Raw genomic sequence first — 16269 nt, 5'->3', positions numbered from 1 at the left:
GGGAGACCTCCGGCGCCGTTCTTTATTGCGCAGACCAAACGCAAAAGAAAAAGCCCGCCGTCTTTCGACGGCGGGCTTTCAAGTCTTCGGCGAGCGATCTACCGCCCGCTGCCCATCAGGCGTATTCGTTCAACGCTGAACGCATCTTCTTCATTGCGCTCGCTTCGATCTGACGAATCCGTTCTGCGGACACGCCGAACTCGTCCGCGAGTTCATGCAGCGTCTTGCCGCCCGAGCCGTCGTCTTCCACTTCAAGCCAGCGGGCCTGAACGATCCGGCGGCTGCGTTCGTCCAGCGATTCGAGCGCGGTCGACAACCCTTCGCTCTGCAGCTTGTCAAACTGACGCGACGCCAGCACGTTGGTCGGCTCATTGTGTGAGTCGGCCAGATAGGCGATAGGCGCGTACGATTCCTCGCCGTCGTCAATCTGACCTTCCAACGCGATGTCGCCGCCGGAAAGACGCGTTTCCATTTCCGCGACTTCCTCGCGCTTCACGTTGAGCTCTTTCGCCAGGCTATCGACCTCATCCGGCGTGAACGCGTTGTGCCCGGTCTTGTGGCTGCGAAGATTGAAAAACAGCTTGCGCTGCGCCTTCGTGGTCGCCACTTTCACCGTGCGCCAGTTGCGCAGGATGTACTCATGAATTTCAGCCTTGATCCAGTGCATGGCGTACGACACCAGCCGCACGTTCTGTTGCGGATCGAAGCGTTTCACGGCTTTCATCAAGCCGATATTGCCTTCCTGAATCAGGTCGGCGTGGGGAAGGCCATATCCCAGATAATTGCGGGCAATCGATACCACCAGGCGCAGGTGCGACAGCACCAGCTGACGGGCGGCGTCCAGGTTGTCGTTTTCGCGGAATTCAGTGGCGTACTGACGTTCTTCCGACGGCGTAAGCATCGGAATCCGGTTGACAGCCGAAATGTAGGCGTCGATGTTGCCGATCTGGCCAGTCAACATGGACGACTGCGCAAACGTCAGCGCACCTGCCGAAGCGGCCTTGGCCGGTGCCGAGTGTCCGGTATTCGGGAGGGTCATCGCATTGGTCACGCTTGTATGCTCCTTATCAACAAAAAACCCGATGAGAAACCGGGTCTAGCCACGATATTAGCACTCTGTCATTTCGAGTGCTAAAGATTAGAGAGTGGATGTGTGGTCAAGTTCCCATACACTATTAGAATCAACGCTCCAATAGCCGATAAGTGGTTTCCCGTACCGTTGCACCTCGCAAAACGCTTTCTCTGTCAAACTTGCCGAAAGAAATTTGCAAGATTTCGCACGATTTACCCGCCAATCAGGATTCAACGAAACTTAATTCCGTGTTTTCCCCATTCGGCAGAACTCTTCTGAGCACAATTTCGAGACCGTCTCTAAAATGGCGGCTTGCTGCGTCGGCGGCGAGCCTGTCTTCTGAGAATCCAGCTCCGGAGTATTCATGCATAAGAAGAAAAGTGTCTGGCAAAAGTGCTCTCTTTACGGTGCCTTGTTCGGCTCGCTGGCGTTGGCTTCGGCCACTGCCCACGCCGATCAGTTCGGCCTGCAGATCGCAGGCGGGGTTGCCGACCATGACGTCCGGAAAGCGGATGTAGGCGTAGTCTGGGACCCCAACTGGACGTGGTGGGAAATCGGCGGTTTCCACTTCACCGTTGTGGGTGAAGCGCACGTGGCCTACTGGGATATTCGCGAAAACCAGGCATCGAATCCGAGCATCTGGGAATTCGGCCTCACACCAATGTTCCGCTTCATCAAGAGTTCGGGATGGTTTCGACCCTACGTGGAAGCGGGCGTGGGTGTACGCCTCCTGTCGCATGTTCGCGAGACGGAGACGCGGACGTTCTCTTCGGCCTTTCAGTTTGCCGACGTCGTGGGTGTGGGGGCTCAATTCGGCGCGCATCAAAACTACCAGGCGGGCTTCCGGTTTCAGCATTTATCCAACGCCGGTATCGAACACCCGAATCCTGGTATAAATTTCAGCCAGATATATCTGCAGTACAACTTCTGACGAGGACCGCGTCCATCGGTTCCTCAAGCGCGAAAGGAATCGACAGATGCCGGCACAACCCATCGGTACACCCATCGAGGCAATCCGTGAGCTCGAGCGCGACCGCTTCCGTGCGATGGTCGACGGTGACGGCGAACTGCTGGACGCGCTGCTGGCGGAGAACGCCAGCTACGTCCACACCAATGGCAAGCGCGAGACGAAGCGTCAGTTCATTGATGCGATCACGGCAGGGCGCCGGCGCTATCGGCAGATCGAGATTCAGTCGCAGGAGCTGGTGCCCGGCGGGCGGGACACGTGGATTGTGTATGGGCGTGCGCTGCTCGAGATGGAGTCGAAGAACGGCGCCTTGCTGTTCCCCATCGCCTACACGGCCATCCACATTCAGGTCGATGAGCAATGGCAGTTGCTCGCGATGCAGGCAACACGCGTGGCGCTGGATTAGCACCGGTTCGACGCCGTTCGGTCGGGCGTCGCGGTTCGGCCGGCGGGCTGGCGCCTTGTGAGCGCCGGTCGCCATGCCAATACCGGTATCGTGTTTTATTGCCTGCTTCGCAAACTTCTGCCGCGCTTGGGCTGGAAAACGGTGTCTCGCAGCATCACCGAATTCCTTTGGCCCACGTCTGGGCCAATTCCAGCGCGTTTTATCCACCTCGCTGCTCGTTGCTGGAAAGAAAGCCGCGCTCGTTACGCGGCGACCGCCTCGCTTTCCACTTGCTTCCGCCCGGCCCAGCGCGCGCGATTTACCGCACTGACAATGGCATCGGCGACCGCCTGAGTCGCGGTTGCATGCACGGCGACGCCGAACCGCATGACCTGATCGCCGATCCGGCAGCCGATAAACACCGCCGTCTCGCCCTTCGCGGTCGCAGCGGTTTCAAACGATGTCACCTCGACTGCCACACCCGCCACGCTGACCACGGCCGCAGCGACTGCCCGCGCGTGCGGCTCGTCAGCAACCGTGGATACGGGCAGCTTCACGGTGCGTCCATCGAAGTGCATGGTCGACGCATCCACTCGCGACGCCGGCCCTCGTACCTCGAAGTATTCGCGCTTGAACAATGCGCAAATGGCGTCGCCGGAGACTTCCGCGCCGGAAGCATCGGCGACTTTCTGCACGGCGTGGCTGAATTCGATCTGGACGCGGCGCGGCGGCGTGAAGCCCAGGCCGCGTTCGAGCAGATACGTCGCGCCGCCTTTGCCCGACTGGCTGTTCACGCGGATCACGGCGTCGTAGCTGCGGCCGAGATCGGCCGGGTCGATGGGGAGATAGGGCACATCCCACACCGTGCCCGCTTCGCGCTGGGCAAACCCCTTGCGGATGGCGTCCTGATGCGAGCCGGAGAAAGCCGTGAACACGAGATCGCCGGCATACGGGTGACGCGGATGCACGGCAATCCGGTTGCAGCGCTCGACCACGCGGCGCACGCCGTCGATATCCGAAAAATCCAGACCAGGGTCGATACCCTGCGTGTACAAATTCATTGCGAGCGTGACGAGATCCACGTTGCCCGTGCGCTCGCCGTTGCCAAAGAGGCAGCCTTCCACACGCTCGGCGCCCGCAAGGATCGCGAGTTCCGCGGCGGCGACTGCCGTGCCGCGATCGTTATGCGGATGCACGGAGAGCACGATGCTGTCGCGATAACTCATGTTCCGATCCATCCACTCGATCTGGTCGGCGAACACGTTCGGCATGGCGGCTTCCACGGTCGCCGGCAAGTTCACGATCATCTTGTGGTCGGGCGTGGGACGCCACATTTGCGCGACGGCGTCGCAGACTTCGCGGGAAAACGACAGCTCGGTCATGCTGAACGTTTCCGGCGAATACTGATAAATCCAATGGGTGCCAGGTTGCGCGGCGGCGCACTCCTTGATGATCCGCGTGCCTTCCACGGCCAGCGCCTTGGTCTCTTCCTTGGACTGCGCGAAGACGATCTTGCGAAACGACGGCGCGATTGCGTTGTACAGGTGCACGATCACCCGGGGGGCGCCTTCCACTGCTTCAAAAGTCCGCTCGATGAGTTCGCGGCGCGACTGCACGAGCACTTCAATGGTGACACCGGCGGGAATGCGGTTTTCCACGATCAGCTTGCGCACGAAGTCGAAATCCGTCTGCGATGCCGACGGAAAGCCCACTTCGATTTCCTTGAAACCCACCGCCACCAGCATCTCGAAGAACTCGAGCTTGGCTTCAATACTCATCGGGTCGATCAGGGCCTGGTTGCCGTCTCGAAGATCGGTGCTCATCCAGATGGGCGCGCGCTCGATCGTACGAGTGGGCCATCGGCGGCCGTTGAGGTTGACTTGAGGGAAAGGGCGGTATTTCTCGGAAGGGTTGCGCATCATCATCGTGGGCCTCGGCTGAACGCGTTGTACGCGTGAAAGCGCAGTCGCTGCGAGGTGGGCGAGTGGCCGGCGGCTTGCCGGCATCGTTCCGATGCGTGCTGCACAGGTTCGCGATGTCCCGTGGCGTGGGTGACGCCGGTGACGAACGTGAACGATGCAAATGCAGCGTGCATGTGATCCTCGCGTTTTCGAGCCGCGGATGAGCGGACGAAAGCAAACGACTACGGGTGGTAAAAGGGGACTACGAAACTGCGGGCGGGACCGCGCGAGGAACGCGCGGCGCCACGTTTAGCGACTTACGCTAGACGTAGCGATAGGGGCCGCGCTAGGCGACCCTGAGTAATTCGAAGGGAGGGGAATTGGGTAAAGCTCATTTCTGCACATTAGCGCAGGGCGCGCGCTTTTGTCAACAGACACGCTTTCTCGACTGAAGAATGCCTTAGCAAATGCCCTAGCGCCTGACGATGTCCGCAATCAACTCCGCCTGACGAGCGAGTGCGGGCGGAATGGGTGCTTCGCCGCGCAGAACGGTTTCGATCCAGCGTGCGGTGGTAGCGGCATCCAGGGCCTCGGGCAAGGCCACCGCAGGCGCGTCGGGCGATGAGCGCTCCGCCGATAGCAGCGTTTCCGTGCGGCCTTCGTGGAACCAGTCCACCTGCACCTGCCGGCGCGTATCCGCTACCGCTTCGCCTTCCGTCCCCCGTGCGAGCAGGGCGCCGCCGGCCGCTGCATCGGGATGTTCGGTGAATAGCCCAGTCAGGCTCTCGCGGTACTCCGGATGCGTGTAGTTCACCAGCCGCAAACCAGGTTGCGCGAACGGTTGCAGGATCTTCACCAGCGTATGCGTGGAATTTCTCACGCCCATGATCCGCCGGATCGCGAGCAGGCGCGCAAGCTTGGGCGCGAGCACGGTGATTGGTGCGAACGCCAGCCGTCGCGAGGCGAGGTTGTCCTCGATTTCATCGTGGGAAGTGGATTCCGGAATGCCCAGTTCGGCGAAAATCGCAGCGCTCGTCACGCGGCCAGGGTCGGTCGTTACGCCATGCACGAGCACCGGCACGCCGTCCCGCGCGAGCAGCATCGCCAGCAGTGGCGTCAGGTTGGGTTGCTTGCGGGCGCCGTTGTACGTGGGGATGGAGACGGGCCGCGCATGGTCGCGGCCATTCTGAATATGCAGCGGTTCGAACGAGCGATGCGCAGCCGCCAGCATCGCGGCGAGTTCGGCAGCCGTTTCGCCTTTCACCCGATACGCCAGCAACACGGCGCCGAGTTCCAGATCCGAGACGCGGTTGTCGAGCATGGCTTCGTAGAGGGCGTAGGTGTCCTCTCGGGTCAGCGCTCGCGCGCCGTTCGGCCCGCGGCCGATTTCCTTGATGAAACGGGCGCACGGGAAAGCAGTTGTGTCGGTCATTGATTGGTCTGAGCGGGCGGCCGGCGTATGGGGCTGAATCGCCTTGTACACGATAGGCGCTGCAATTCAGGAAATACAGGAATCACATTCAGTACCGCATTTGAGCCGGGCTTGCAAGTCGCGGGGTTGTTCGGCGGAGGGTTTTCGGAGCACTTGCCTGCTCGTTTGTTCGATGGTCGCGGGTTCAAGACCGCCCACGGGAATCGCAGACCAGCGGCTGGTTTCTGGGTTCGTTGCCCCGGGGCTCTTAGGCCGTTCAGCCGAGTCGCGACGGGTATCTATGCACGTTAAACTTGAGGTTCAGGTCGATGCTTCATCAAACAGGAGAAAGCGCAATGAGTCACGTATTTGCTCCGGCACCCGCGGTTGCGGTGCCCGTTGTCGGGTCCAGCGACCAGTTTCCGGTTCGCCGGATTTATTGCGTTGGCCGGAACTACGAGGCGCACGCGCGCGAGATGGGGCATGACCCCGATCGTGAACCGCCGTTTTTCTTCGCCAAGCCCGCCGACGCCGTCCTGTACGTCGCGCCCGGTGCGACCGGCGAATTCCCCTATCCGTCGCAGTCGAAGAACGTGCACTTCGAGATGGAACTCGTGGCGGCAATCGGCAAGCAAGGCAAGGACATTCCTGCCGGGAAAGCGCTCGATTACGTCTACGGCTACGCGCTCGGCCTCGACATGACGCGCCGCGACCTGCAAGCCGAAGCGAAGAAACTGGGGCGCCCGTGGGACACGGCCAAGGGCTTCGATCATTCGGCGCCGCTGGGTCCGATTCATCCGGTAGCAAAGGTTGGGCATCTGGAAAAAAGCGCGATCTGGCTGACCGTCAATGGCGAAGAGAAGCAGCGGTCCGACATCTCGCAACTGATCTGGTCCGTGGGCGACACGATCGCGTATTTGTCGACGCTGTTCGAGTTGTTCCCCGGCGACCTGATTTTCACCGGCACGCCCGAAGGCGTCGGCGCCATTCAAAAGGGCGACCTGATGAAGGGCGGTGTCGACGGAATCGGAGAGTTCTCCGTGCGCGTGGTCTGACTATAAAAACGGAGGGGACTCATGAAGCTATACAGCTATTTTCGTAGCTCCGCGGCGTACCGCGTGCGAATCGCGCTGAATCTCAAAGGGCTCGCTTACGAGTACGCGCCAATCCATCTTCTGCGCGATGGCGGGGAACAACTGAAGCCAGACTATCGCGAACTGAATCCGGACGGCATCGTGCCAACGTTTATCGACGGCGACAACGTGCTTACACAGTCGCTTGCGATCATCGAATACCTGGAAGAGACGCATCCCGAGCCACCGTTGTTGCCGGGCACGGCGTTGGATCGCGCGTTCGTCCGTTCGGTCGCGCTTCAGGTTGCGTGCGAGATTCACCCCGTCGACAACCTGCGCGTGCTGAAATATCTGAAGCACACGCTGAAGGTTGGTAATGAAGAGAAAGACGCTTGGTACCGGCATTGGCTGGAGTCGGGTTTCGAGTCGCTTGAAAAGCGGCTTGCGAACGACTCGCGCGTGGGCAAGCTGTGTTTCGGCGATACTCCCACGCTCGCGGATCTGTGCCTCGTGCCGCAAGTGTTCAACGCGCAGCGCTTTAATCTCGATATGAGCCGTTATCCGACGATCGAACGTATCGCGAATCACGCCGGGCAAATCGATGCGTTCGCGCGTGCCGCGCCTGGGCAGCAACCGGACGCCGAATGACGACAGCTGTTTTTTTATCCGGCGCCGGGCTCGGCGCAAGCCTGATTATCGCGATTGGAGCTCAAAACGCATTTGTGTTGCGGCAAGGCCTGAAACGGCGGCACGTGGGCTGGGTCGTTTTTATCTGCGCACTGATCGACGTATTGCTGATCGGGTTCGGTATTGGCGGAATGGGGGCGCTGATTGCACGAGTACCAGCGCTGCTGGGGGTCATTCGCTGGGCGGGAGCCGTGTTTCTGTTTCTCTACGGTCTGCGGGCGTTCCACGCGGCGTGGAAGGGGCCGGGACATTTACACACCGAGAACGGAGAGTCGCAGACGGTGTTGAGCGCGGTATCGACCGTACTGGCTTTATCGCTGCTGAATCCGCACGTTTATCTCGATACCGTTGTGTTGCTCGGCGGCATTGGTGCCCGGTACGGCTGGCCGGGGAACGCGTGGTTCGCCGCAGGGGCAATGTGTTCGTCAATCATCTGGTTCACCGCGCTTGGGTTCGGTGCGCGCTTGCTCCAGCCTCTCTTCGAGAAAGATATCTCGTGGAGGGTGCTCGATGTGATCGTGGGGATTGTGATGTGGTGGATTGCCGGGGCGTTGCTCGTGTCCCGGTAGCGCGATAGCTTGCGCGGCCGCGGTCTGGCTGAACGCCAGGCCGCGGCACTGGTTTAACTTCCGAGCAACGCGTCCGCAAATTCGTCGGCGCTGAACGGCTGCAAGTCCTCGACTTTCTCGCCTACGCCAATGAAGTACACCGGAATCGGCCGCTGCCGTGCAATGGCCGCGAGAATGCCGCCCTTCGCGGTGCCATCCAGCTTGGTCACGATCAAACCCGTCAAGCCCAGCGCATCGTCGAAAGACTTCACCTGGGCAAGCGCGTTCTGGCCCGTGTTTGCGTCGATAACCAGCAGTACCTCGTGCGGTGCATCGGGCTGTGCCTTTGCAATCACGCGCTTCACCTTGCGCAGTTCTTCCATCAAGTGAAGCTGGGTCGGCAGGCGGCCCGCCGTGTCGGCCATCATCACGTCGATCTTGCGGGCACGCGCGGCGCCGACCGCATCGAAGATCACGGCGGCTGCATCGCCGCTTTCCTGCGATACCACCGTCACGTTGTTGCGTTGTCCCCAAACCGTGAGCTGCTCGCGCGCAGCAGCACGGAAGGTGTCGCCGGCGGCGAGCAGCACGGACTGGTCGAAGCGCTGCAAATGCTTGGCCAGCTTGCCAATGCTCGTGGTCTTGCCCGCGCCGTTCACGCCGGCGATCATCATCACGAGCGGTTTGGCGCGACCGAGCATCAGCGACTTCTCGAGCGGGCGCAGCAGTTCCGCGAGTAGCGAGCGCAGTGCGGCCTTGACTTGCATCGAATCGGTCAGCCGCTCGCTGCGGACTTTCTCACGCAGCGCTTCGAGCAGATATTCGGTGGCATCCACACCGGCATCTGACATTAGCAGCGCCGTTTCAAGTTCCTCATACAAATCCTCATCGATCTTCGCGCCGATGAAAATCCCCGTCAGGCCCGAGCTCGTTTTCGACAGGCCCGTTTTCAGGCGCGTGAGCCATGAACGCTTGGCGCTTGGTTCCGGCTCCGGTGGTGGCACGATCTCGACGGTTTCCGCCGGCGCTTTCCACTGCGATACCGTGCGGCCTTGCCAGTAAGGTTTGGCTTCCAGGGCGGACGCAGGGGGTTGCTGTGCCGGCGCGGCCGGCGTCGTTGCAGAGGTATCCGCTTGCGCAACCGAGGCGGGCGCAGTTGGGCTTGCCGGCGGAGTTAGCGTCGTCGGTGCGGCAGGAGGGCCCGAATCGCCGAGCGCGCCCTGAGCCGAATCTGCAGATGAAACCAATCCAGACCCCGAATGACCAGCCGCGGCGGCTTGCGTCCGGCTCGCAGGCGCATCCGGGCCGCGTGGTGCAAGAGCGCTCGCGTCAACGCTCGATCCCGAATCCCGATACGCCGTTGCAGCGCCTTCCCGCGCGGTTTCCACCGGTTGCGCCGGCGTCACCGGGGTACTAGCGGGCCGCAACGCCTCAGCCCCTTCAGAACGCGCCTCAGCAGCGTCCTCGGCTTCGTTTTCCTCGGGCTTATCGGTATCGGTAGCCGTATCGGTATCGGTCGATTTGCCTACTAATCGTTTGAAAAAGCTGAACATGGTCTGCAGTGGTGGGGGTGGCGCGTTCTATCTATGCGGTCGCAACCGTGTTCCTGCGTCGAACGTGCGAACAACGCAAACGCAAAGGTGACGATGGCCGCCGTGCCGCGAAAAACCGCCGAAAACGGCGGCGAAAAGCCGGGCATGTGCGCAAAAAGGCGAAAGACGCGTATTTTATCAGCCGCCACCGATTGTAGTGGCCGGCCCGGTGGTGGCGAACCCCTGCATCGGGCGCGGCGGGGCTGTGGTAACGTGCCCGCATCGGCGACACGCGAAATGTTGCAGACCGAATGTTGCAAACCGATCACATTCTCACCCGACCCGCGCGGGTCATCCCGCCGCCTCTTACCTACGCACGTCCATGTCCCGTTCCTCGATCACCCGCGCATTAGAGCGAAATCCCGAGCGAAATCGCGAACGCAGCCCCGAACACACACCGAAAGTCCGCGAAACTGCGCCATCGCGCGGCGGCAAGCCGCATTCCATTCGCATCATTGGCGGCGACTGGAAGCGCACGCCGCTGCCTGTTCTGAGCCTGGACGGCCTGCGTCCAACGCCGGACCGGGTGCGCGAGACGCTGTTCAACTGGCTGGGCCAGTCGCTCGACGGCCGGCGCTGCCTCGATCTCTTCGCAGGCAGCGGTGCTTTGGGTTTCGAAGCGGCGTCGCGCGGTGCGCTACGTGTGCTGATGGTAGAACGCAGCGGCCGCGCAGTGGCGCAACTGAAGGCGAACCAGACGCGCCTGGCCGCGAAAAACATCGAAATCGTGGAGGCGGACGCGCTGCGGCTTGCTGCGGGCCTCGCGTCAAATTCCTTCGATGTCGTGTTCCTCGATCCCCCTTTTGGAGACACCTCCATGCTCCAGCGCGCCATTGAGCTCGCCGTGCCGCTGGTGTCGCCGGGCGGCGCGTTGTACGTCGAATCGGGTGAACCCGTCGATCCTGCGCAAACGCCGGCGTTGTCCGGATGGGCGATTACCCGCGAAGGCAAGGCTGGCGCGGTCCGCTATCATTTGCTGCGGCGCGAAAATGAGGAATAATGCGCGTTCCAAAATGCCTGGCCGGCGATCTCCGGCCGGCTGCGGACGGGGCTTGATCCGCGTGATGGATGTAGCGGGCTTGGTGGACTTGGTTGGCGACGGAGTACCGGCGGAATTTTCTGGTCTTGTCGATGCCGGTGGCGGCCCAATCTGTTGTGCAAGACATACCAGAAGAAGTATCAGAAGAGGAGATGCCCCATGGTTGTAGCCGTTTATCCCGGAACGTTCGACCCGCTCACGCGTGGTCACGAAGACCTCGTGCGACGTGCATCGAGTATTTTCGATACGCTCGTGGTAGGAGTTGCAGATAGCCGGAACAAGAAGCCATTCTTCAGTTTGGCGGAGCGGCTGGATATAGCGCACGACGTGTTGGGCCACTATCCGAACGTGCAGGTGATGAGTTTCAAGGGGCTACTGAAGGATTTCGTGCGCAAGAACAACGCGCGCGTGATCGTGCGGGGTCTGCGTGCCGTCTCCGACTTCGAATACGAATTCCAGATGGCGGGCATGAACCGTTATCTGCTGCCCGACGTCGAGACAATGTTCATGACGCCGTCGGATCAATATCAATTCATCTCGGGCACGATCGTGCGCGAGATCGCGCAACTCGGCGGCGATGTCAGCAAGTTTGTTTTTCCCTCGGTGGAAAAGCGCTTGCAGGACAAGGTCGGTCCGATTGCGCCGGACCCAACGGTGCCGTGAGCGCTTAAAGCGCTCCGTGAAGCGCGCTCATCCAGGGCGCGCGGGCAACCGAAAAAGCCGGCTGAGATGCCGGACGAAGAGAGTAAAGCATGGCCCTGTTCATTACCGACGAGTGCATCAACTGTAAATTAGGGTCTGATCAAAGTTTCACCGTGGTCTGAGGCTTTTCCAGCATTTTCGATTGTCCCGAAATCATGTTTTGCAACACCTTCGCAACATCGGGAGCAAAACATGGCCACATTCAGCCAACGTAATGGCCGCTGGCAAGTCAAAATAACCCGTAAGGGATTTCCTACGCAGTACAAATCATTTTCAACGAAGGTAGAAGGTCAGGTTTGGGCACGTTCCGTTGAAACAGCATTGGATGACGGAACGTGGGTCGATCCGGCTAGCACGACCGACATAACATTCGGCCAGCTGCTGGACCGTTATAAAGAGTCGGTTACACAGACAAAACGCAGCAGACGCAGTGAGGAATACCGCATCGGCAAAATGATGCGGCACAAGGTCTCTGAGTACAGTATGCGCAATCTCACGACCAGCGTGCTCGCCGATTACCGCGATCAGCGTCTCAAAGAGGCCTCTAATTCATGCGTCTGTCGTGAACTAGCGACGATCAGCGCCGTCATCACGCACGCGCAACGCGAATTGGGGCTCAGCCTCAACAATCCTGCAAAGCTTGTTAAGAAGCCGCGATTACCGCCTGGTAGAAATCGCTTGTTGAAGCCTGCAGAGCTTGAGCGGCTGTTGCATGAATTGCATGCAGAGCGTCACGAGTCGCGTAGCAAGTGGCTTGTGCCGCTTGTTAAGCTTGCGCTCGAAACGGCAATGCGTCAGGGCGAATTGCTGTCTTTACTCTGGAGGCATGTTGACCTTGAGCGACGCGTCGCATATTTGCCCATCACAAAGAATGGAAAGGACCGATATGTGCCGCTGAGTAGCGCAGCCATCGCGATTCTTGAAAGTGTGGAACGCGTTGATGAGCGCGTTATCCCGATCAGTCAGAACGTCGTGCTCTGCGCATGGCCGAGAGCCTGCAGGCGCGCTGACATTGAAGATTTTCACTTCCACGATCTGCGTCACATGGCAACAACTCGACTTGCGCAGAAACTGCCTAACGTCATTGAACTAAGTGCAGTGACAGGGCATAGCAATGTGCAGATGCTGAAGCGGTACTACCACACGACGCCAGAAGAACTCGCGTTGAAGCTCGGGTAAGATTCTGGGCGTGGTGAGGGCCACGCCTAACAAGCAATCGAACGCGAGACGACAAATGGCAACACTCGAAGTCGGTAAGAGCCTCAAAGACACAGATACGCTGTGGAGATACCTATCGCTCGACAAGTTTATAGATCTCGTGGAGTCAAACACTCTCTTTTTCACACCTCTAGCTTGGTACAGTAAAACTGATCCGTTTGAGGGTTATGCCCCGCAGGTTGCGATCAATGCGATGGCCTCCATTTCAAGGAGCTACCGAGACCAGCATCTTGTGGTTGTCGATCGGTTGGAGAGAACTATTCCGCCGAACGCACCCGCTGAAATCCGAGAGCAGTTGCGGCAGCTACGGGTGAATACAGAAGCGCATCTCCCCACAATGCGTGAGATCGTCAAAAATATAATGACCTGTACGATGGTCAACTGCTGGAACAAAAGCGGATACGAATCTGAAGGATTGTGGGGGCTATATTCAAGAGGTGGAGTTGCGATCAAGACCAGCGTCGGAGCGCTACGTCGTGCATTGAACAGCGGCGCAAAAACGCCAGTTATCCATATTGGTTCAGTAAAATATCTTGACTTCAATGACCCGAACCTAAAGCCTAGCGACTGCTTATCAGCGGATGGTCATGTCATGTGTATGACCAAACGGATTGCCTATGAGCACGAAAAGGAGGTTCGAATGTTCATCACTCGCGAGCGTCCAGAGAACCACTTGGAGTTGTTGGAGCCAGAATCAGCGAGAGTATCGGTGGACGTTCATAGCATGCTCGAATCTGTTGTGGTATCGCCTTTTGCTAGCGAAACAACCGAGCGGAGTGTGCGTGCAGTCTGTAGGTGGTGCGGAGTGAACGAAAGCATCATCTCTCGTTCGAATCTGCTGGACAACTGCGAGTATTTGTTAGACGCGTACAAGTGAGCAAAGGGGAGAAAGTGCTCCCCTTGCCGTTTTGCTGCCATGCTTCATGAGTATTCGGTGAAAAAGAGTCCGCGAAGCTTGGATCGCTACAAGCACAGTACACCGAAAGAACTCATAGAAAAGCGGTATTACCATGTGTCTGCAAGGGAGCTAGCTCAAAAGCTCGGCTGAGAATGAAAGGGCGTCTCCCTGCTGCTCGTTCTGCAAGGTTGTGTACAGAGTAAACAGTGAAGAGAGGCGGCAAAGTTGTTGTCTGTCTGCGCCTCGCCCCTGAATCTGTCACTGAAGACCAGTCGGACGACAGGGACCCGATTAGATTGGCTTGGAGTTGATTTTCGCTAGTTGCTGTTGCGTCTTCTGTAGTTTCAGACGCAGGCCCGCTGACTTCGCCGCTCGCGTTGCACGCTTAGCTGCTTTTTTTTGCGCATCGACCTGCTGTGTCTGCAGATCAACTTCGCCAATGATTTCGATGTATCGCATGATTGCTACCTCCTTTGCGAATATTTATGAACGCAAGGAGGTAGCGTTGCCGGTCAGTTCGCTGCGAAACCCGATCGCATCGTTGCGCTAATGGCCTCAAGCACTGCGTCCAATTCACCTGCTGCAACGGCAGCCTTCAATGCGTCGAGCGTCGGAATCAAATTGTCGGTCGCACCGACTTCAATGCCGGTCTTGCCCTTGGCCAGTTCCAGTACCTTCGCACCATAGCGGACTTGCAGGCAGAGCTTGCCGTTTTCGGCGGTGAACCACCATGCACGAACGCGCTTCTGTACCTCCACGTTACGGCGTTCGCCGGTTTCTACATCCTTCACGGAACGGTACTTCGTGCGCGAGAACGACTTTCCTTCCTGCTGAGCTTTCGCCAGTTCCGTCTGTTCCCAGATTTTCGCGATCAGGCGGTTACGGCGCTGCACGATTTGGGGCAAAGCACCGGGACGTTTCGTTGCGACCAGCTTCAGGTTGTTCAGCGTGCTCATGTAACTCTCCTGTGGTGTGTATGTGCAGAAGAGGATGTGTTCCGGTTACGAAGAGATCAAGCAAAGAATCGAACTCGCGCGCGTGTAGTCAGATAGTGGTTTTTAATTTTGTTATCTGTGCTCTGGTAATCTTCAAGCAACTAGCGTAATTCGATAACCAGTTTCCTGAAATACCACGTCTTCCATCTGCTTCAAGTCAATAGCTGTATCAGAACGCCATCCGTCGTGTTCCAGAAAGCACTTAACACCTGCATTATTTAATTTCGCACGGGTGACATTCAGAACTTGGCGTTCTAGCTCGAAGTAGCGATACCATTTGCGGCGTGAGTTAAGTGGGAGCTTGCGTCCCTTATCTGTGTGTGCAACTGGCATAGTTGGCTCAATTGCTTTCCAGCAGACTTTGATATCTTCACGTAGCTGGGTCAGACGTGCGTCGTTTTGCAGGATCGTGATCTTCTCGCGATCAAAACCGACCAGTTCAAACAGAGCGAATTCCTTGCTTGCGCCGAGCCGTGCGCCGCAGAACAGCGCATTAACCAGTACCTTCGCGTCTTTCAATAGTATATTTGTGACGTCCGCAATGTGCTTGCGGACGTCCGCAGTGTTCTTCAGGTAGTCGTCAATGCCGAAAAGCCACTCGTCCATACCAAGCTGTTGTGCGTGTTGTAGGATCAACGTTGGGGCGCATGCCTTGATGTCGTAGTTGTATTTCAGACCGGCTGCATTCCAGACTTGCTCTTTGGCCGCTTTACGAAGATTTTGCAGCGGATGCCAAAGTCTGGCACTTGCTTTCTCTTGGTATTCGAATTCCAGTGATTGCATCTCTGCACCATATGCGTGCATGACCCAGTACTGAACGAGCTTCAAGTCGTAAGCCTCGTCTGTATCTGCTGTTGGGTTTGCCAGAAGCGCTGCAACCGGTGTTGGTTCTGCGCCTTGCAAAACTGACCGTACTTCGCTAACGCCTGAGCGGTTAAGTGTGTATTTTTTGCATGCTGCGCCATCTGAGCCGAAAGCATAGTGACTGTCCGTGCATAGCAGCAGCTTTGCGCGAAGCCATTGGGATAGCGGCTTTTGTTGTTGTCCCAGGTGTTCGTCGATCCAGTTTTTAGCTAGTTCGCGTGGTTCGTCGCCCAGCACTGCCAAAGCCCAGCCGAATGCTTGCTTGATGCGCCTCAGTGTGCGCTCTTTGTACTTGGGATTATGAAGATTAGGTACGTATGTACCTGAAAGGGATGCTAGTGTCATTATTGTTCTTCTTATTTTTTCGGCTGGTTAGGTCGCGTTCTTCTTATTATTTATAAAACTCATGCAGGTCACGCTGAATAGCGCGATTCCGCAAAATTCCAAAAAGAAGGGGAAACCACCACAGTTTCCCCAAAGAACTTACGAAAAAATAGAACAGCAATGAATAAGCGAGTACGCGTTGCACGTACCACCTCTTATTTATCTATAGCGACGCGGGGTAGGATAATAAAATATCTACGGAAGCGATGAAACACATGTCTGTCAAAAATGACCATAGTGGTATTCGTAAATGCCGCTCGAGGCTTTCTTCGCGAATACTTCACCGGAGTATGTCTGAGATACTTCTGGAATTCTTCGGGAACAACTCGATGATTGTTCCGTGAGAATGTACTTGTTTCAATGATTAAAGATTACCACTATCACGTCTACACCCTATTGTATACCATTGAATTGGTTGAGAAGCATGCGACACTTGCGAATAATTCCAGAAAATTCCGAAAAGAAATCCCTCGATAGAAATTAGCAGATACAACTATAAGTCTCCCAGCCAGTACAACTGCGTCTGTCAATAT

16 protein-coding genes are annotated in these 16269 nt (G+C 57.9%); 9 read left to right on the top strand and 7 right to left on the bottom strand.

The features are described 5' to 3' along the window. Positions 1-115: 115 nt before the first annotated feature. Positions 116-1051, bottom strand: a complete 936-nt coding sequence (rpoH, locus tag AWB69_RS27960; protein ID WP_062090080.1) for an RNA polymerase sigma factor RpoH — start codon at positions 1049-1051, stop codon at positions 116-118. Between the two features lie 385 nt (positions 1052-1436). Here rpoH and AWB69_RS27955 point away from each other — a divergent pair, with 385 nt between their 5' ends. Next, positions 1437-2003, top strand: a complete 567-nt coding sequence (locus AWB69_RS27955; protein ID WP_062090079.1) for an acyloxyacyl hydrolase — start codon at positions 1437-1439, stop codon at positions 2001-2003. Between the two features lie 46 nt (positions 2004-2049). Continuing rightward, complete coding sequence (locus tag AWB69_RS27950; protein WP_062090078.1) at positions 2050-2445, top strand: nuclear transport factor 2 family protein; 396 nt, start codon at positions 2050-2052, stop codon at positions 2443-2445. 242 nt (positions 2446-2687) lie between these two features. On the opposite strand, the gene leuA is transcribed toward AWB69_RS27950, so the two are convergent. Next, the gene (gene leuA, locus AWB69_RS27945; protein WP_062090118.1) at positions 2688-4346 is read right to left on the bottom strand and encodes a 2-isopropylmalate synthase; all 1659 of its coding nucleotides are present in this window, start codon (positions 4344-4346) and stop codon (positions 2688-2690) included. Between the two features lie 451 nt (positions 4347-4797). Continuing rightward, on the bottom strand, positions 4798-5757 hold the full coding sequence (gene ybiB / locus AWB69_RS27940; RefSeq protein WP_062090117.1) for a DNA-binding protein YbiB: 960 nt from the start codon (positions 5755-5757) through the stop codon (positions 4798-4800). A gap of 335 nt (positions 5758-6092) precedes the next feature. On the opposite strand from ybiB, the gene AWB69_RS27935 reads away from it, so the two are divergent. The 3 genes from AWB69_RS27935 to AWB69_RS27925 are packed head-to-tail and all read left to right on the top strand — an operon-like array spanning position 6093 to position 8065. Further along, on the top strand, positions 6093-6791 hold the full coding sequence (locus AWB69_RS27935) for a fumarylacetoacetate hydrolase family protein (RefSeq protein WP_062090077.1): 699 nt from the start codon (positions 6093-6095) through the stop codon (positions 6789-6791). A gap of 21 nt (positions 6792-6812) precedes the next feature. After that, the gene (maiA, locus tag AWB69_RS27930; protein WP_062090076.1) at positions 6813-7457 is read left to right on the top strand and encodes a maleylacetoacetate isomerase; all 645 of its coding nucleotides are present in this window, start codon (positions 6813-6815) and stop codon (positions 7455-7457) included. Next, positions 7454-8065 carry a LysE/ArgO family amino acid transporter gene (locus tag AWB69_RS27925; RefSeq protein ID WP_062090075.1) on the top strand — a complete coding sequence of 204 codons (612 nt, stop codon included), beginning with the start codon at positions 7454-7456 and terminating at the stop codon, positions 8063-8065. Before maiA ends, AWB69_RS27925 begins: the two co-directional genes overlap by 4 nt. 53 nt (positions 8066-8118) lie before the next feature. Here the strand turns inward: AWB69_RS27925 and ftsY are convergent, their stop codons facing one another. Continuing rightward, positions 8119-9597: a signal recognition particle-docking protein FtsY gene (ftsY, locus tag AWB69_RS49645; protein ID WP_231937262.1), complete on the bottom strand. Its 1479-nt coding sequence runs from the start codon at positions 9595-9597 to the stop codon at positions 8119-8121. Positions 9598-9958: 361 nt separating this feature from the next. On the opposite strand from ftsY, the gene rsmD reads away from it, so the two are divergent. The 4 genes from rsmD (at position 9959) to AWB69_RS27895 (ending at position 13472) form a co-directional block, all read left to right on the top strand. Beyond that, on the top strand, positions 9959-10636 hold the full coding sequence (rsmD, locus tag AWB69_RS27910; RefSeq protein WP_082913626.1) for a 16S rRNA (guanine(966)-N(2))-methyltransferase RsmD: 678 nt from the start codon (positions 9959-9961) through the stop codon (positions 10634-10636). Between the two features lie 198 nt (positions 10637-10834). Beyond that, positions 10835-11338, top strand: coding sequence for a pantetheine-phosphate adenylyltransferase (gene coaD / locus AWB69_RS27905; protein WP_062090073.1), 504 nt, complete (start codon positions 10835-10837; stop codon positions 11336-11338). A gap of 231 nt (positions 11339-11569) precedes the next feature. Further along, a complete protein-coding gene (locus AWB69_RS27900; RefSeq protein WP_062090072.1) occupies positions 11570-12556 on the top strand; it encodes a tyrosine-type recombinase/integrase in 987 nt (328 codons plus the stop codon). A 55-nt stretch (positions 12557-12611) separates the two neighbouring features. After that, entirely contained in the window at positions 12612-13472 is an 861-nt protein-coding gene (locus AWB69_RS27895) for a hypothetical protein (protein ID WP_062090071.1), read from the top strand. 312 nt (positions 13473-13784) lie between these two features. On the opposite strand, the gene AWB69_RS48800 is transcribed toward AWB69_RS27895, so the two are convergent. The 3 genes from AWB69_RS48800 to AWB69_RS27885 all read right to left on the bottom strand — a co-directional run bounded on the left by AWB69_RS48800 (position 13785) and on the right by AWB69_RS27885 (position 15697). After that, positions 13785-13952 (bottom strand): hypothetical protein, encoded by a 168-nt coding sequence (locus AWB69_RS48800; protein ID WP_197500341.1) that lies wholly within the window; start codon positions 13950-13952, stop codon positions 13785-13787. Between the two features lie 53 nt (positions 13953-14005). Next, complete coding sequence (locus AWB69_RS27890; protein WP_062090070.1) at positions 14006-14449, bottom strand: DUF6641 family protein; 444 nt, start codon at positions 14447-14449, stop codon at positions 14006-14008. Positions 14450-14581: 132 nt separating this feature from the next. Then, entirely contained in the window at positions 14582-15697 is a 1116-nt protein-coding gene (locus tag AWB69_RS27885) for a hypothetical protein (protein ID WP_156528993.1), read from the bottom strand. Between the last annotated feature and the right edge of the window lie 572 nt (positions 15698-16269).

This window comes from Caballeronia udeis, from assembly GCF_001544555.2.
GTDB lineage: Bacteria > Pseudomonadota > Gammaproteobacteria > Burkholderiales > Burkholderiaceae > Caballeronia > Caballeronia udeis.
Note: the sequence above shows the minus strand (reverse complement) of the source record. Positions and strands in the feature narration are given on the sequence as shown.

Excerpts from the sequence above, each read along its gene's own strand:
- AWB69_RS27885 (WP_156528993.1), bottom strand. The coding sequence starts at position 15,697 with ATGACACTAGCATCCCTTTCAGGTACATACGTACCTAATCTTCATAAT.
- leuA (WP_062090118.1), bottom strand. The coding sequence starts at position 4,346 with ATGATGCGCAACCCTTCCGAGAAATACCGCCCTTTCCCTCAAGTCAAC.
- AWB69_RS27890 (WP_062090070.1), bottom strand. The coding sequence starts at position 14,449 with ATGAGCACGCTGAACAACCTGAAGCTGGTCGCAACGAAACGTCCCGGT.
- AWB69_RS27925 (WP_062090075.1), top strand. The coding sequence starts at position 7,454 with ATGACGACAGCTGTTTTTTTATCCGGCGCCGGGCTCGGCGCAAGCCTG.
- AWB69_RS27900 (WP_062090072.1), top strand. The coding sequence starts at position 11,570 with ATGGCCACATTCAGCCAACGTAATGGCCGCTGGCAAGTCAAAATAACC.
- ybiB (WP_062090117.1), bottom strand. The coding sequence starts at position 5,757 with ATGACCGACACAACTGCTTTCCCGTGCGCCCGTTTCATCAAGGAAATC.
- AWB69_RS48800 (WP_197500341.1), bottom strand. The coding sequence starts at position 13,952 with ATGCGATACATCGAAATCATTGGCGAAGTTGATCTGCAGACACAGCAG.
- maiA (WP_062090076.1), top strand. The coding sequence starts at position 6,813 with ATGAAGCTATACAGCTATTTTCGTAGCTCCGCGGCGTACCGCGTGCGA.
- AWB69_RS27950 (WP_062090078.1), top strand. The coding sequence starts at position 2,050 with ATGCCGGCACAACCCATCGGTACACCCATCGAGGCAATCCGTGAGCTC.
- AWB69_RS27895 (WP_062090071.1), top strand. The coding sequence starts at position 12,612 with ATGGCAACACTCGAAGTCGGTAAGAGCCTCAAAGACACAGATACGCTG.
- ftsY (WP_231937262.1), bottom strand. The coding sequence starts at position 9,597 with ATGTTCAGCTTTTTCAAACGATTAGTAGGCAAATCGACCGATACCGAT.
- coaD (WP_062090073.1), top strand. The coding sequence starts at position 10,835 with ATGGTTGTAGCCGTTTATCCCGGAACGTTCGACCCGCTCACGCGTGGT.
- AWB69_RS27935 (WP_062090077.1), top strand. The coding sequence starts at position 6,093 with ATGAGTCACGTATTTGCTCCGGCACCCGCGGTTGCGGTGCCCGTTGTC.
- AWB69_RS27955 (WP_062090079.1), top strand. The coding sequence starts at position 1,437 with ATGCATAAGAAGAAAAGTGTCTGGCAAAAGTGCTCTCTTTACGGTGCC.
- rsmD (WP_082913626.1), top strand. The coding sequence starts at position 9,959 with ATGTCCCGTTCCTCGATCACCCGCGCATTAGAGCGAAATCCCGAGCGA.